A 14,862-nucleotide genomic window follows, 5' to 3' on the forward strand; every position below is an offset into this window, starting at 1 on the left:
TCCGCCGCCGGCCCTAAAGCTCCAGCCAAGCCAGGTCGGCGCCCCACTCTTCCAGTAGCGCAACCAGATCGGCAGGCCGGATCGCCACCGTCCGGTCATTGACCAGCGGATGCGCATGGACGAACCCCGCGTCCCGCACCGCCGCGTCCATCCACAGCTGCACGCCAGCCCCGGCCCCGTTGACCATCGCCAGCGGGCTGACCGCGCCGGGCCGCACGCCCAGGAACTCCATCAACCGCTCCGCCGAGCCGAAGGACAACCCCGCAACGCCCATCTGCGCACCCAGCGCCTTCAGATCCACCTCCCGGTCCTGTTCCAGCACCACAAGGTGGTTCCGCTTTTTGCGATCCCGCAGGTAGAAATTCTTGATGTCGATCCGCCCGTCGCCTGCCGGAACGGCCCCGCCCTGCACCGTCTTGGCGTCCTCGACCGTGCGCAGGGGGATATGCTCGTAAAACTCGAAATCGAGGCCCGCCGCGCGCATCCGCGCCAGCAGGTCATCGGAACTCACGGGCAAGCTGTCCTGAAAGGCGGAAGAGGCATCGACCATATCCAAGGGTTCCTTGACCGGGAAAGGCGGCTATTCCGCCGGGTCGTCCTTCTCGAAGAACGACTTCAGCCTGTCAATAGCCCCCGGCTTCTCCTCCGTCGGCTCTTCAGGCGCTTCGGACACGTCATCCTCTCGCAAAATCCCGCCTTCCATCACGCCAGCCAGCACCGTGTCCCAAAAAAGATCGATGTCTCCCTCCCGCAATCGCGCCATCTCCTCGGCATCCAGCTGCAACTGGTACCGGAACTCCGCGTTCCCGCCCTGCAGCGCCACCAGCTTGCCCAGGCCACCGGCCAGCATACGTTCGGTGCGCGCCGCGCCTTCGGGCACGCTCACCGTCATGTCCCGCGCCGCCAGCCGCCAGTTCATGTCGACGAAATCCTCAGACAGGCTCCAGCGGTCCTCGACCATCACCGTCGCCCGGCCCTCGTCGATCCATGTCAGCGGCGCGCGTGGCACCAGCCGCTTCAGCTGTGCCGCGTCCACGTCCTCGAAGGCCCAGCGCGTCTCGCGCCCCTGCTCGGTGATCTCGCGCGTCTCCACCAACAGCGGCTGGCCCGCCACCTCGGCCTTCAGGTTCGACCGGAACAGCAAGTCGAACAACGCCAGCCCGCTCCGGAACGGCGCCACCTCTCCGGTCTCGATCGCTAGCGCGTAGGGCTCTTTCCCGCGTGGCCGGATCTCGACGTCGACACCTTCGACCGCCAGCCTGTCGGCCCTGAACGCCCGGCGCGGTTTGGGAAGGCGGCCGTCCTCGCCCGCCGCCTCCTCCTTGGGACGCGGCGGGATGACATACCCTTCCACCCCCGCGACCTGCCCCAGCTCCAGCCGCGGCGTGTCGCCCAAGAGGCTCCACAGGTCCACATCCGCCTCCGCCCGCGCCACGCGCAGATCGAAGGCTAGCCCGGTCTCGTGCGCCCGCGCCATCTCCAGCCCTTCCAGCACGACGTGCCCTCCCAGAAGCGATCCGCTGGCCCCGGCATAGCTCACGCTCATCCCCGCCTTCTCGCTCGCGATCTCGATCACCGTTCGCAGGATCGGCTGGAAAAACACGTATGTCGCCACGACCCCCAGCACGCCCAGCACCGCGCTGCCGCCGGCCACCCAATGCACCACCTTGCGCGGGATCAAAGGCTTGCGTGGCGGCGAGGATTTGCCCCTGGCCGAGGCACGCCGCGCCCGCCGGGCCTGGACCCATTCCGCGAACACCCCGCCGAACAGCAGAAAGATGCCTTCGATCACCGCCCCCACGACGGCGCCCAATATGGCGATCACCGGCGCCATGCACGCCAGGATGATCTCCGCAAAGATAAGAACCAGCGCTTCCATCGCGAAATCCCCTAAAGCAATGGCCGAAGTCTATCCCTGCCCGACGCACCCTGCCAACGCCTTACACGTCCATGACGTCAGCTGGCCTCGCGCGGTGGCGGTCCTGCATCAGCACCAGTGCCGCCAGGTCCGGCCCGACGCGCTGCACTATATTGACTCGCCCCCCGCAAAAGCCTATCAGCCGCCCAACATCACGGAAGACAGCGCTCTTCCGGTCCCTTGGGCGCGGCCCGGGATCGCCCCCCACCAGCGAGTGTCGCCCGTGGGGGCGCTTCTCGTTTGAATGCCGTGGGGGCGTTTATCGTTTGAACCGTCATCCCTATGTTGGGACGGCATGACAGAAACCGGCGAAGGAGGCCGAGGCATGTTTGAAAATCTTTCCGAACGTCTCTCCGGCGTCTTCGACCGGCTGACGAAACAAGGTTCGCTCAGCGAAGAGGACGTCAAGACCGCCCTGCGCGAGGTCCGCGTGGCCCTGCTCGAGGCCGACGTCTCGCTGCCCGTCGCCCGCGACTTCGTCAAACGCGTGCAGGAGCAGGCCACCGGCCAGGCCGTCACCCGCTCCGTCACGCCCGGCCAGCAGGTCGTCAAGATCGTGCACGACGCGCTGGTCGACACGCTCACCGGCTCCGAGGACCCCGGCGCGCTTAAAATCGACAACCCGCCTGCCCCGATCCTCATGGTCGGCCTGCAAGGCTCCGGCAAGACCACCACCACCGCCAAGCTCGCCAAGCGCCTCAAGGACCGCGATGGCAAGCGCGTGCTCATGGCCTCGCTCGACGTCAACCGCCCCGCGGCCATGGAACAGCTCGAAATCCTCGGCCGCCAGATCGGCGTCGACACCCTGCCCATCGTCAAGGGCGAGGACCCCGTCACCATCGCAAAGCGCGCCAAGACGCAGGCGGGTCTGGGTGGCTACGACATCTACATGCTCGACACCGCCGGTCGCCTGCATATCGACCAGGAACTGATCGCCCAGGCGGCGGCAGTTCGCGACGTCGCCAACCCGCGCGAAACGCTTCTGGTGGTCGACGGCCTGACGGGCCAGGACGCCGTCAACGTCGCCACCGAATTCGACGACAAGATCGGCGTCTCCGGCGTCGTGCTTACCCGGATGGACGGCGACGGCCGCGGCGGTGCGGCCCTTTCGATGCGCGCGGTCACCGGCAAACCCATCCGCTTCGTCGGCCTGGGTGAAAAGATGGACGCCATCGAGACCTTCGAGCCCGAGCGCATCGCGGGCCGCATCCTCGGCATGGGCGACATCGTCTCCCTCGTCGAGAAGGCGCAGGAAACCATCGAGGCCGAACAGGCCGAAAAGATGATGCGCCGCTTCCAGAAGGGGCAGTTCAACATGAACGACCTCAAGATGCAGCTTGAACAGATGCAGAAGATGGGCGGCATGGAAGGTGTGATGGGCATGATGCCCGGCATGGGCAAGATGGCCAAGCAGATGGAAGGTGCTGGCATCGACGACAAGGTCATCGCCCACCAGATCGCGCTGGTCAATTCCATGACCAAGAAAGAACGCGCCAACCCCAAGCTCCTGCAGGCCAGCCGCAAGAAACGCATCGCGCAGGGCGCGGGGCTGGAAGTCTCCGAGCTCAACAAGCTTCTGAAAATGCAGCGCCAGATGGGCGACATGATGAAGAAGATGGGCAAGGGCGGCATGCTGAAACAGGCCATGAAAGGCATGTTCGGCAAAGGCGGCCCCTCGCCCGAGGACATGGCCCAGGGCATGGACCCAAAGGCGCTCGAAAAAGCCGCCAAGCAAATGGGCAAAGGCATGCCCGGCGGCGGTTTTCCCGGCATGGGCGGCGGCGGTTCGCAACTGCCCCCCGGCCTCTCCGGCTTCGGGAAGAAGAAGTAACCGCATGGCTTTTTCTTGCCCCAAATACTCAATCCGGCCCTTGCCGCCCACGCCCCGGCCCGCCCCGGCGCGTCACGGCGCAGCCCTTTGTATGAAAGCCGCGCGGCAGCGCGTCCTTTTGGCCAGACCCACGGCAGGTGCCGCATGACCCTCCGCCTCGACATCCCCCGGATCGAGACCGACCGCCTCGTCCTGCGCGGCCCGGAAGCCAGCGATTTCGAACCGCTGGCCGGGTTCCTGCTGGACCGCGACCGCTCCTGGGGGTTCGGCACGGAAAAAAACATGTCGCGCGCCTGGCGCTGGTTTGCCATGTCCATCGGCCACTGGGCGCTGCACGGCTTCGGCTATTTCACCATGGAATGGAAGGAAACCGGCCAGCCCTGCGGAATCACCGGCATCTGGGCGCCCGAGGGCTGGCCCGAACCGGAACTTGGCTGGGTCGTCTATGAAGGGTTCGAGGGCCGCGGCATCGCCTTCGAGGGCGCCGAACGCGCCCGCCGCTGGGCCTATCAGGACCTTGGCCTGACCACGCTGACGTCCAACATCGTGCCCGGCAACACGCGTTCCATCGCGCTGGCCGAACGCCTCGGCGCGCAGTACGAGAAGACCTACCAGAATGTCGAGATGGGCGAGGATTACCTCTACCGTCATCCCGGCCCGTCCGAACTGGGGCTCGATTGCGACGCCGACGGTTCCCCCGAGGCCTACGCATGAAAATCACCGTCGACATCCCCGTGCTGCAGACCGAGGACCTGATCCTGCGCGGCTATGACGAGACCGATTTCGAGGCCTTCGCCGCCTTCGGCACGTCCGACCGTGCGTCCTTCGTCGGCGGCCCGCACACCCGCTGGGACAGCTGGCGCGCCTTCATGGCCGCCATCGGCCACTGGGCCCTGCGCGGCTACGGCATGTGGATGATCGAACACCGAGAATCCCGCGTGATCGCGGGCCGCGTCGGCATGATCCTGAACGACGGCTGGGACGAGCCGGAACTCGGCTGGCATATCTACGACGGGTTCGAGGGCAAGGGGTATGCCTACCAAGCCGCGCTTGCCGCCCGCGAACACGCCGCACGCTATTTCGGCCTCGACGGCGTCATCTCATATATCGACGCCACCAACGCCCGTTCTATACGCCTCGCAGACCGCCTCGGCGCGCAGCACGAACGCGACGGCACCCTTCTGGGCAAACCCTGCCAGGTCTGGCGCCACCCACGCGTGGCCCATCCCTCAATACACCCGGCGGAGGCCTGAGATGGGACATCGCGACATCCCCATGCTGGAAACCCAGCGCCTCGTGCTCCGCGGCCCCGCGTCCGAGGACTATCCCGATTTCAAGGCCACCTTCGCCTCCTACCGGTCCCGCTTTATGGGCGGCCCGCTCAACCCCTACGAGGCGTGGATGCTCTACGCCGCCGAGATCGGCCACTGGGAAATCCGCGGCTACGGGATGTGGATGATCCACCTGCGCGACACCGGCGAGACCGTGGGCATGGCCGGCGGCTGGTTCCCCGCCAAGTGGCCGGAGCGCGAAATCGCGTGGATCATCTGGCCCGAAAAGGCCGGCAAGGGCTACGCGCTCGAAGCCACGCACAAGGTGCGCGATCACTTCTATGCGCAGGGTTGGGACGGCGCGGTCAGTTATATCGACCCCAAGAACCTCGACTCCATCCGCCTCGCCGAACGGCTGGGCTGCACCAAGGACCACGAGGCGCCCAGCATCGACGGCTCCGACGCGGTCTACCGTCACCCGTCGCCCGAAACGCTCAAATCCGGCCAGATCCGCGACGGGATCGAACTGGAAATCGGCCATTACAGCGACCCGCTCTTCAAACCGAAGGGGATGCCCATTGACTGACGCAACCACCTCCCGCGCCGCGGCCCTTCTGAAGGAGCATCGCGAAAGCATCGACCGTCTCGATGCAATCCTTGTCTACACCTTGGGCGAGCGCTTCAAACACACCCAGGCCGTGGGTGCGCTCAAGGCCGAACACGACCTTCCCCCGTCCGATCCCGCCCGCGAGGCGGCCCAGATCGCACGGCTCGAAGACCTGGCGCACCGCGCCGACCTCGACCCGGAATTCGCCAAGAAATTCCTCAACTTCATCATCGCTGAAGTCATTCAGCACCACAAGCAACACCAGACCTGACGCGGGATCCTCCCGCCAGACCAACCCGTAGGGTGGGGTTTCACCCCACTACAGCAACGCCATTCAAAAGGAGAACACCAATGGCCATGAAAATCCGCCTTGCCCGTGGTGGCAGCAAGAAACGCCCTCACTACTCGATCGTCGCCGCCGACAGCCGCATGCCGCGCGACGGCCGCTTCATCGAGAAGCTGGGCACCTACAACCCGCTCCTGCCCAAGGACAGCGAAGACCGCGTCAAGATGAACATGGAGCGCGTTCAGCACTGGCTGGACCACGGCGCACAACCCTCCGACCGCGTCTCGCGCTTCCTCGAAGCCGCCGGCGTGCTGGAAAAGAAAGAGCGCGCCAACATGAAAAAGGCCGAGCCGGGCAAGAAAGCCCAGGAACGGGCCGAAGAGAAAGCCGCCAAGGCCGCCGAAGCGGCAGAAGCCGCCAACGCTCCGGCCGAGGAAGCCCCGGCCGAAGAGGCCGCCGCGGAAGAAACCGGCGAAAGCTGATCCGCCCGCCGCTTTCGGCGACAAGAAAACCGTGCCGCCACCGCGCCCGTCGCCCGGGGCGGCACGCACCGCTTTCGCTTTCGGGACATCCGCAATGTTCGGCCTGATCCGCCTTTTCGTTCTCAGTTCCCTGACCTTCGTCGCGGGCGTCTTCTTTGAACGCCACAACGTGTCCGAGGCCTGCACGGCGCAGGGTGGCCTGCCCACCGACGGGCTTTGCCTGGTCACGGGGGGCCAGCAATGACCGACCGCATTTGCATAGGCGCCATCGCCGGCGCATTCGGCGTCCGGGGCGATTTGCGGCTGAAATCCTTCACCGCCACGCCCGAGGATATCGCCACCTACGGCCCCGTCACATCCGAGGACGGCAGCCAGAGCTTCACGATCACCCTCACCGGCCAGACCACCAAGGGGGCCCTGATCGCCCGCCTCTCCGGCGTCGCCACCAAGGAACAGGCCGAAGCCCTGCGCGGCCTGCGCCTGTTCGTGGACCGCGCCCGCCTGCCCAACTTGCCGGACGACGAATACTACCACGCCGACCTCATCGGGCTCGAGGTCTTCGACACCGGCGGCACCTCGCTGGGCCGGGTCAAGTCGGTCCTGAACCACGGCGCATCGGACATCCTTGAAATCCACGGGCCGGGGCTCAAGTCCACCGTCCTGCTGCCCTTCACGCTCGAGGCCGTGCCCACCGTCGATCTCGCCTCAGGCCGCATCATCGCCGATCCGCCCGAGGGGCTCTTCTGAGCATGCCGCGAATCCTGCTGCATCCGGGCTTTCACAAGACCGGCACGTCCTCCCTGCAACGCGGCGCGGCGGAAGTGCAGCGCACCCTGCGTCCCCACCTGCGCCTGATCTTCACCCATGACCTCATCGACGCCACGCGCATGGCCAAACGTTTCTCGGCCTACCGGGAACAGGCCGACCTGCGCCGCTTTGCCGAAGCCTTCACTGCCGCGATCCGTGACACCGATGCGGACGAGCCCCGCGCGCTGATGATCACCTCCGAGGATCTCTGCGGCTACATCCCCGGCAATCACGGCGTCACAACCTACGCCGCCGCGGCACCCCTGATGAACGTCGCCACCGCCGTGCTCGCCGCTCATTTCGGTCCCGAAGCCCCGATTGGCGTGCTGTTCACCACGCGCGCGCCCCGCGACTGGCAGCGCAGCGTCTGGTGGCAGAACCTGCGCGCCCTGCGCCTGACCGAGGATTTCGAGACCTACCGCACCCACCTGTCCAGCGCCGCCGACCTCGACACCATCGTCGACAGCGTCGACGAACGTGTCAGTCAGCGCGCGACCGTGCTCGACGCGCCGATCGAAGAGTGCGGCACCGATCCGCTCGGCCCGCTCGGCGTGGCGCTCGACCATCTCGGCGTCCCCCGCGACGGCCTCGCGCCGCTGCCCGCCCATAACGTCCAGCCCGAGGGTGCGGCCGAGGAGCTACTGGCGCTCAACCGCTCCGCACTGTCCGACGCCGAGCTGGCCGAGGCCAAGCGCGACGTGCTCAAACGCTACCGCGCCGCCGGCGCCACGCGCCAGACCCGGGCCACGCCCGCTTGACGCCGCCCGGGTTTGCACCGCACATAGCCCCATGTCCGACCCCGCCTCGAAATCCCACGGCCGCAAGTCGATCACCGCGTCGCTGAAACCGCGCAGCCTGATGAACGGCCCCGAACGCCTCGCCCGCGCCTGGTCGGCGCAGATCATCACCCTGCTGCCCGACGCCTTTCCGGGCATTCTCGGGCACAGCCTGACCGGCAAGGCGCTGAAGGACGGTCTCTGGCAACTCGACACGATCGACCTGCGCGTTTTCGGTGAGGGCAAGCACCGCAATGTCGACGACACCCCCGCCGGCGGCGGTGCCGGCATGGTGCTGCGGGCCGACGTGATGGGCCGCGCCCTCGACCACGCCCTGCCCAAGGCGCCCAAAGGTGCGCCGCTGGTCTATCTCAGCCCGCGCGGCACGCCCTTTACCCAAGGCATGGCCCGCGACTGGGCCACCCGGCCCGGCGTGACCATGATCTGCGGCCGGTTTGAGGGCCTCGACCAGCGGGTCATCGACCACTACGACATTCAAGAGGTCTCGCTCGGCGATTTCGTCCTCACCGGCGGCGATATCGCGGCGCAGGCCATGATCGACGCCACAGTGCGCCTACTGCCCGGCGTGCTGGGCAACGAAAGCTCGACGGAAGAGGAAAGCTTCTCCGACGGCCTTCTGGAACATCCGCACTACACCCGCCCCGCCGAATGGCAGGGGCGCAAGATCCCCGACGTGCTGATGTCCGGCCACCACGGCGAGATCGCCAAGTGGCGCAAGGCCAAGTCCGAGGAGTTGACGCGGGAAAGACGACCCGACCTCTGGTCGGCACTGACATTGAGCGAAGACCCGTAATCCGATACGCTCTTTTTCTACAGTGATACGTTTACGAGCGGTTGAGGATGCGCATGACGGCAAATCAGGTTTTTATGATCCTCGCTCCGATTGCGTTGCTCTGCCTTGTCGCGATCTATGCGTTCCTGCTTCGCCGCAGGCATCAGATACTCGCGTCGGAAAAACAATCGCACAAAGCGCACGCGCCGTCCGCCGGATACAACGCTTACGATATCGCCCGAAGCAAAGGCATGGGACAGGCCGACGGCGGCGACGGCTGACGCTGGATGCCATAAGACGTGGTGCCCGAAACGAACTGAACGACAGCGCTTCAAGTGACTTGATCGACAGCCCATTTACTCCTATACACCGCCCGTCCGGGGCTCTTTTGAGTCGTCCGGACCTGTTTGTTTGGCACATTGGGACGCTTTCTTCGGCACCCACCCCGCCCGGCAGACAGACCCGAGACAAAAGACATGACGACCTGACCTCCGGCGGGCACTTCCAAGTGGACCCGATAGAAGACCAGGAGCTCTCAAGGCCGCGCATCACCTTTGCGGACCAACCGCAAGCAACATAGGAGTGGATCAGATGGACCTGATCGCTGAAATCGAGGCGGAACAAATCGCCGAACTGGGGAAAACCATCCCCGATTTCAAAGCCGGCGACACCGTGCGCGTCGGCTTCAAGGTGACCGAAGGCACCCGCAGCCGTGTTCAGAACTTCGAAGGCGTCTGCATCAGCCGCAAGAACGGCGAAGGCATCGCCGGCTCGTTCACCGTACGCAAGATTTCCTTCGGTGAAGGCGTGGAACGGGTGTTCCCGCTCTACTCGACCAACATCGACAGCATCGCGGTTGTGCGCCGTGGCCGCGTCCGCCGCGCCAAGCTTTACTACCTGCGCCAGCGCCGCGGCAAGTCGGCCCGTATCGCAGAAGACACCACCTACAAGCCCAAGTCGGGCGCCAACGCGTAAGGAGCGGACCAGATGAAAAAAGATCTGCACCCCGATTATCACTTCATCGACGTGAAGATGACCGACGGCACCGTCGTCCAGATGCGCTCGACCTGGGGCAGCGAAGGCGACACCCTGTCGCTCGACGTCGATCCCTCCGTCCACCCCGCCTGGACCGGCGGCGGCACTCGCCTGATGGATTCCGGCGGCCGCGTGTCGAAGTTCAAGAACAAGTACGCCGGCCTCGGCTTCTAAGCCACCCGTGTCCGCGACATCGAAACGCCGCTCCATCCGGGGCGGCGTTTTTCGTTCCGGCCCCGGCATGGCGCAAATGCAATATTTTCGCGCGATCGTCTCAAACCGGCTTCAACCGGACCTTCATACACCATAAAGTAGCGTCCAAACCTGCAAGGCAGTTCGCCGGATCACAAGCGGGACACAAGGGCACGGGCATGGCACATATCATCGTCGTCGGAAACGAAAAGGGCGGGGCGGGCAAATCCACCGTCTCGATGCATGTCGCCACGGCACTCGCCCGAATGGGCTTCAACGTCAGCGCGCTCGACCTCGACTTGCGGCAAAAGACCTTTGGCCGCTACGCCCACAACCGCAAGGCTTACCTCGAAAAAGCCGGGCTCGACCTGCCCGGCCCGCATTACCACGACCTGCCCGAGGTCGATCCCGACAAGCTTAAACCCGGCGAGAACGTCTATGACCGTCGTCTCTCGGCGGCCGTGGCGGAACTCGAACCCGACAGCGATTTCATCATCATCGACTGCCCCGGCTCGCACACACGGCTCAGCCAGGTGGCGCATTCGCTCGCCGACACCCTGATCACGCCGCTGAACGACAGCTTCGTCGATTTCGACCTGCTCGCCCATGTCGACACCGACGGGCAGAAGATCCTCGGCCCCTCGGTCTATTCCGAGATGGTCTGGAACGCGCGGCAGCTGCGCGCGCAGGCGGGTCTGAAACCGATCGACTGGATCGTTGTGCGCAACCGGCTGGGCGCGCAGCAAATGGTGAACAAGGAAAAGATGGGGGCCGCGCTGGAAAACCTCGCCAAGCGCATCGGCTTTCGCACCGCGCCGGGCTTCAACGAGCGGGTCATCTTCCGCGAGCTTTTCCCACGCGGCCTGACCCTCTTGGACCTCAAGGATATCGGCGTGAAGGGGCTCAACATCTCCAACGTCGCCGCGCGTCAGGAACTGCGCGATCTGGTCAAGGCCCTGAACCTGCCCGCCGTGACCGTCGATTTCTGACGGTGCTCAGCCGTCCCGGCGCACATGCGACCCGTCGCCCAGGATCACCTCATCCATCGGCACGTCCCAGGGCTGGGGAAAGATCGTCTGCACGGGGCAAAAATCATGCCCCACCCCGATCACCCTTGGCGGCGGCGTCAGCCCCGCCAGCGTCATGTCGTAATACCCGCCGCCATTACCCAGTCTGTAACAACCGTCATCGACCCCTAGCAGCGGCACGATGAGGATATCGGGCGTGACCGCCTTCGCCTCGGCCGGGACGGGTATGTTCCAGATGCCGCGCGTCATCTTCGCGCCGGGCCGCCAAAGATGAAACTCCACCGCACGGCCCGTTTCCACCACCACCGGCAGCGCCACCTGCGCTTCCGCCTCGCCGGCCCGGCCAAACCACGACCGCAGGTCCAGTTCCCCACGGATCGGCCAGTACCCGGCCACTGTCTTGCCCCCCACATCCCCCAGAACACGGTCGAGCGTCGCCATCACCGCCGCCGCCTGCCGGGCCAACTCGTCCTGCGACAGCTCTTTGCGCAGGGCATAAAGCCGGGCGCGATCGCTCTTGCGAAACTGCGCCACGTCGGCCCATGTCTGCGCATCCACGACATGGCCGCCCACCACGTCCTGTGCGAAACAGGGTGCCTCCCCACCCGTGTCATCCTCCGCGCCGGTCATCGCCGCCGCCTGAGCGCCACCATGTTCGACACCAGCAGCGCCCCGATCACCACGGCGCCCCCCACGATGGCCCAGCGCCCCGGGTCCTCGCCCACCACGGCCCAGACCAGCAGCGGCGCCAGCACCGATTCCAGCAAGATCAGCAGCGACACCTCCGCCGAGCTGATATAGCGCGGCCCCAGCGTCAGAAAGCAGGTCGCGACCGCAATGAAACCCCCGTGCAGCGCAAACAAATGCCATTGCGCCGCGACCGGCACCCACGGTGACACGAAGGGCAGCACCACCAGCCCCGCGCCGATATAGGCCACCGGAATGGCCGGGATCATCGAGATGTCCTTCAACTGCCGCACTGCCGTCAGCGCGCCTGCGTAAGAGGCGCAGACGATCACGGCCCAGACGTCGCCTTTCCAGCTGGCAATCTCGTTCTCGCCCGAGCCATAGGCGATGATCGCCAGGCCCGCGAACACCCCCAGCATGGTCAGCACCATGCGCTTGCTGATCCCTTCACCCAGGAATACCTTGCCGAAAATGGCGGCAAAAACCGGCATCGAGGCAAAGATGAAGACCACGTTCGCCACGCTGGTCTGCGTCACCGCCAGCACGAACCCCGGCGCGGTCGAGCCCATCAGCACGATGTAGATCACGCCCGGCCATCCGGTGCTGAGCGCGGCGCGGGTCGCGCCGCGCGGCATGAACGCCAGCACGCCCACCAAGATGAAGACCCCCGCGGTGATCCCGCGCCAGAAGGCCACGACCAGCGGCTCGGCCTCGATCAGCCGCACGAACAGGGAATCGGGAACCACGAACAACACGCCCAGCGTGGTCAGCAGCAGCCCCTTGAGATGCGCATTCATGCCGCGAAACTGCCCGGAATTTGATCAGAAAGTAAAGCCCGGCGCCGCGGATTTCATCACGGCCCGGCAAAACGGCGTAGGGTCCCCCCATAGCCTGTTCCACCGAGCCGGTTCGCTATTGCGCCCCCTCAAGGCACGGTCCCTCCCGCATGCGTCCCGTCTCCCCGTACTACGCCGCGTTCTGGCCTTCCTGCGGCGGGCGCACGCCCTCGGGGCAGGCGGCGCTCACATGGTCTATCAGCGCCTGTTTCGACAGCGGCTTCGACAGGTAGTGATCTATCCCCGCCGACAGGATGTCGTCCTCATCGCCATCCATCGCGTGCGCCGTCATCGCCACGATGGGCACATGCACGCCGCCATCCGCTTCGATCTCGCGAATGGCGCGGGTGGCCTCCTTGCCGTCCATCTCGGGCATCGAGATGTCCATGAACACGATATCGGGCGCGAAAGACCGATAGAACGCCACCGCCTCCTCGCCGTTCACGGCGAATTTCAGGTCGATATCCAGCGCCTTGACCATCTTGGAAAAGACCAGCCGGTTGGTCTTGTTGTCCTCCGCCGCCAGCACGCGCATCACGCGGCTGGGCTCCTGGGGTCGCTCGGGCGCGGCCACGCCGCCCGCCAGCGCGCCCGACACCTGCGTCAGCGCGGCGAAAAGCTCGTTACGGGGGAAGGGTTTCTGCAGTACCGCGTCAACGTAAACCCGGCCCGGGTCCTGATCCACGCTGCCGGTGTTCCCGCTCAACAGCAGAACCGGCGCCGCGTGCCCGTCGCCTTTCAGTGCCTCGGCCAGTTCGATCCCGTCCATCTGCGGCATCACGTGGTCGGTTATGACAAGGCTGACATCTTCGCCCATCACCTCCAGCGCGCGCGCCCCGCTGTCGCAGCACACGACCTCGACCCCCAGCGCCGCGAACAGCCGCTCCAGGATCGCGCGGTTCAGCGCGTTCGTCTCGACGATCAGCACCTTGCGCAACCCATCGGGCACGCTGAAATCCTGTTCCGCATCCGGCTCGGCCAGCGGCAATTCCACGGCAAAGCCAAAGGTCGAGCCCTGACCCTCCACCGAGTCGACCCAAATCTCGCCGCCCATCAACTTCACTAGCTTTTCAGAGATCGCAAGGCCCAGCCCGGTGCCTTCGAACTTGCGATTGCTCTCGTCATCCACCTGGTTGAACTCGCCGAAAATGTGCCGGACCTTGTCGTCGGGAATGCCGATCCCGCTGTCCTCTATCGTCACGTGCAGGCGTGCTGCGCCCTCGGTGCCGGCCTCCACGCCCACGACCCGCACCATGACATGCCCCTGCTCGGTAAACTTCACCGCGTTGCCCAGCAGGTTCGTCATGATCTGCCGCAACCGCCCCGGGTCGCCCACGAAACGCGTCGGCAAAAACAGGTCGTAATCCACCAGCAGGTCGATCCCCTTATCCCGCGCATTGGCCTGCATCAGCATGATCAGCTCGTGAATGCAGCGTTCCAGGTCGAACGGCTCTTCATGCAGAACCAGCTTTTCCGCCTCGATCTTGGAGTAATCCAGCACATCGTTGATGATGACGAGCAGCGCCTCGCCCGAATTCTTGATCGTGTTGGCGTAAAGCAGCTGTTCCTCGTCCAATTCGGTGTCTTTCAACAGCTCCGCCATCCCCACCACGCCATTCATCGGCGTGCGGATCTCGTGGCTCATGTTGGCGAGGAAAGACGATTTCGCCCGGCTCGCCGTTTCCGCCTTGCGCCGCGCCTCTTTCAGCCGTTCCTCGTACCGGATCGTGTCGGTGATGTTCAGCGCCAGGCTCACCACGTCGCCGGTCTGCCCACGCTGGTCAATGAGCTTGATATAGGCCCCGTTCCACAGACGTATGATCTCCGGCTCGGGCGCCACGGTCTGCCAGCGATCCAGCATCCTCTCGCGCCACGCGGCGGGGTCGGCATCCCCGATATCGATGACACCCTCCTCGGTCACGCATTGCAGGATCTCGACGTAGCTGATGCCCGGCTTGACGTCCTCCAGCCCTTCGAAAACACCCAGCCAAGCGTGGTTGGCGGCGATCATCCGGCTGTCGGCGTCGAAAAAGGCAAACCCGTCCTGGATCGTCTGGATCGAATGCCACAAGCGCCGCTCGGCAATCGCCACCTTCTCGTTGGCCACGTTCAGGTCGGACTTCACCCGCGCGTTCTCGTCGCGCACGGTCTGCACCTCGGCGCGGGTCTCGTTAATTTCCTCGCTCAGCGCACGGGCGTGGCGGCCCAACTTGCGGTTCGCAGCCTGAAGCTCCGCCTGTTTCTGTTCCAGCAGACGTTCAGCGGCCAACCGGGCCCGCCGTTCCTCCGCCAGTTTGTTGGCAAGGCTCATGC

The 14,862-nt window shown here is 65.4% G+C and carries 19 protein-coding genes; 14 read left to right on the forward strand and 5 right to left on the reverse strand.

What is annotated here, in order from left to right; all coding sequences use genetic code 11:
* Nucleotides 1–13 precede the first annotated feature (13 nt).
* Entirely contained in the window at nt 14–550 is a 537-nt protein-coding gene (locus FIU86_RS18015) for a prolyl-tRNA synthetase associated domain-containing protein (RefSeq protein ID WP_152476341.1), read from the reverse strand.
* A 30-nt stretch (nt 551–580) separates the two neighbouring features.
* Nucleotides 581–1,879 (reverse strand): hypothetical protein, encoded by a 1,299-nt coding sequence (locus tag FIU86_RS18020; RefSeq protein ID WP_152476342.1) that lies wholly within the window; start codon nt 1,877–1,879, stop codon nt 581–583.
* A 364-nt stretch (nt 1,880–2,243) separates the two neighbouring features.
* Between FIU86_RS18020 and ffh the strand changes: the two genes are divergently transcribed.
* The 14 genes from ffh (at nt 2,244) to FIU86_RS18085 (ending at nt 10,987) form a co-directional block, all read left to right on the forward strand.
* On the forward strand, nt 2,244–3,749 hold the full coding sequence (gene ffh / locus FIU86_RS18025; RefSeq protein WP_152476343.1) for a signal recognition particle protein: 1,506 nt from the start codon (nt 2,244–2,246) through the stop codon (nt 3,747–3,749).
* Nucleotides 3,750–3,893: 144 nt separating this feature from the next.
* Nucleotides 3,894–4,463, forward strand: coding sequence for a GNAT family N-acetyltransferase (locus FIU86_RS18030; protein ID WP_152476344.1), 570 nt, complete (start codon nt 3,894–3,896; stop codon nt 4,461–4,463).
* Complete coding sequence (locus tag FIU86_RS18035) at nt 4,460–5,002, forward strand: GNAT family N-acetyltransferase (RefSeq protein ID WP_152476345.1); 543 nt, start codon at nt 4,460–4,462, stop codon at nt 5,000–5,002. Before FIU86_RS18030 ends, FIU86_RS18035 begins: the two co-directional genes overlap by 4 nt.
* A 1-nt stretch (nt 5,003) precedes the next feature.
* Nucleotides 5,004–5,606 carry a GNAT family N-acetyltransferase gene (locus FIU86_RS18040; protein WP_152476346.1) on the forward strand — a complete coding sequence of 201 codons (603 nt, stop codon included), beginning with the start codon at nt 5,004–5,006 and terminating at the stop codon, nt 5,604–5,606.
* The gene (locus FIU86_RS18045; protein ID WP_152476347.1) at nt 5,599–5,898 is read left to right on the forward strand and encodes a chorismate mutase; all 300 of its coding nucleotides are present in this window, start codon (nt 5,599–5,601) and stop codon (nt 5,896–5,898) included. Before FIU86_RS18040 ends, FIU86_RS18045 begins: the two co-directional genes overlap by 8 nt.
* An 80-nt stretch (nt 5,899–5,978) precedes the next feature.
* Nucleotides 5,979–6,395 carry a 30S ribosomal protein S16 gene (gene rpsP, locus FIU86_RS18050; protein ID WP_152476348.1) on the forward strand — a complete coding sequence of 139 codons (417 nt, stop codon included), beginning with the start codon at nt 5,979–5,981 and terminating at the stop codon, nt 6,393–6,395.
* A gap of 94 nt (nt 6,396–6,489) precedes the next feature.
* Nucleotides 6,490–6,639 carry a hypothetical protein gene (locus FIU86_RS22640; RefSeq protein WP_172977550.1) on the forward strand — a complete coding sequence of 50 codons (150 nt, stop codon included), beginning with the start codon at nt 6,490–6,492 and terminating at the stop codon, nt 6,637–6,639.
* Nucleotides 6,636–7,142: a ribosome maturation factor RimM gene (gene rimM, locus FIU86_RS18055; protein WP_152476349.1), complete on the forward strand. Its 507-nt coding sequence runs from the start codon at nt 6,636–6,638 to the stop codon at nt 7,140–7,142. Before FIU86_RS22640 ends, rimM begins: the two co-directional genes overlap by 4 nt.
* A 2-nt stretch (nt 7,143–7,144) precedes the next feature.
* On the forward strand, nt 7,145–7,960 hold the full coding sequence (locus FIU86_RS18060) for a hypothetical protein (protein WP_152476350.1): 816 nt from the start codon (nt 7,145–7,147) through the stop codon (nt 7,958–7,960).
* Between the two features lie 31 nt (nt 7,961–7,991).
* Nucleotides 7,992–8,792, forward strand: a complete 801-nt coding sequence (gene trmD, locus FIU86_RS18065) for a tRNA (guanosine(37)-N1)-methyltransferase TrmD (protein WP_152476351.1) — start codon at nt 7,992–7,994, stop codon at nt 8,790–8,792.
* 53 nt (nt 8,793–8,845) lie between these two features.
* The gene (locus tag FIU86_RS18070; protein WP_152476352.1) at nt 8,846–9,052 is read left to right on the forward strand and encodes a hypothetical protein; all 207 of its coding nucleotides are present in this window, start codon (nt 8,846–8,848) and stop codon (nt 9,050–9,052) included.
* Nucleotides 9,053–9,362: 310 nt separating this feature from the next.
* Entirely contained in the window at nt 9,363–9,746 is a 384-nt protein-coding gene (rplS, locus tag FIU86_RS18075; RefSeq protein WP_152476353.1) for a 50S ribosomal protein L19, read from the forward strand.
* A 12-nt stretch (nt 9,747–9,758) separates the two neighbouring features.
* A complete protein-coding gene (gene rpmE, locus FIU86_RS18080; protein WP_103762888.1) occupies nt 9,759–9,980 on the forward strand; it encodes a 50S ribosomal protein L31 in 222 nt (73 codons plus the stop codon).
* A 197-nt stretch (nt 9,981–10,177) separates the two neighbouring features.
* Nucleotides 10,178–10,987, forward strand: coding sequence for a division plane positioning ATPase MipZ (locus FIU86_RS18085; protein WP_152476354.1), 810 nt, complete (start codon nt 10,178–10,180; stop codon nt 10,985–10,987).
* 6 nt (nt 10,988–10,993) lie between these two features.
* Here the strand turns inward: FIU86_RS18085 and FIU86_RS18090 are convergent, their stop codons facing one another.
* The 3 genes from FIU86_RS18090 to FIU86_RS18100 form a co-directional block, all read right to left on the reverse strand.
* Nucleotides 10,994–11,656, reverse strand: a complete 663-nt coding sequence (locus FIU86_RS18090) for a 5-formyltetrahydrofolate cyclo-ligase (RefSeq protein ID WP_152476355.1) — start codon at nt 11,654–11,656, stop codon at nt 10,994–10,996.
* Entirely contained in the window at nt 11,653–12,510 is an 858-nt protein-coding gene (locus FIU86_RS18095; protein ID WP_152476356.1) for a DMT family transporter, read from the reverse strand. Before FIU86_RS18095 ends, FIU86_RS18090 begins: the two co-directional genes overlap by 4 nt.
* Nucleotides 12,511–12,679: 169 nt before the next feature.
* Nucleotides 12,680–14,860 carry a response regulator gene (locus FIU86_RS18100; RefSeq protein ID WP_152476357.1) on the reverse strand — a complete coding sequence of 727 codons (2,181 nt, stop codon included), beginning with the start codon at nt 14,858–14,860 and terminating at the stop codon, nt 12,680–12,682.
* Nucleotides 14,861–14,862 lie beyond the last annotated feature (2 nt).

It is taken from the genome of Roseovarius sp. THAF9, assembly GCF_009363715.1.
In the GTDB taxonomy this organism is placed as follows: Bacteria; Pseudomonadota; Alphaproteobacteria; order Rhodobacterales; family Rhodobacteraceae; genus Roseovarius.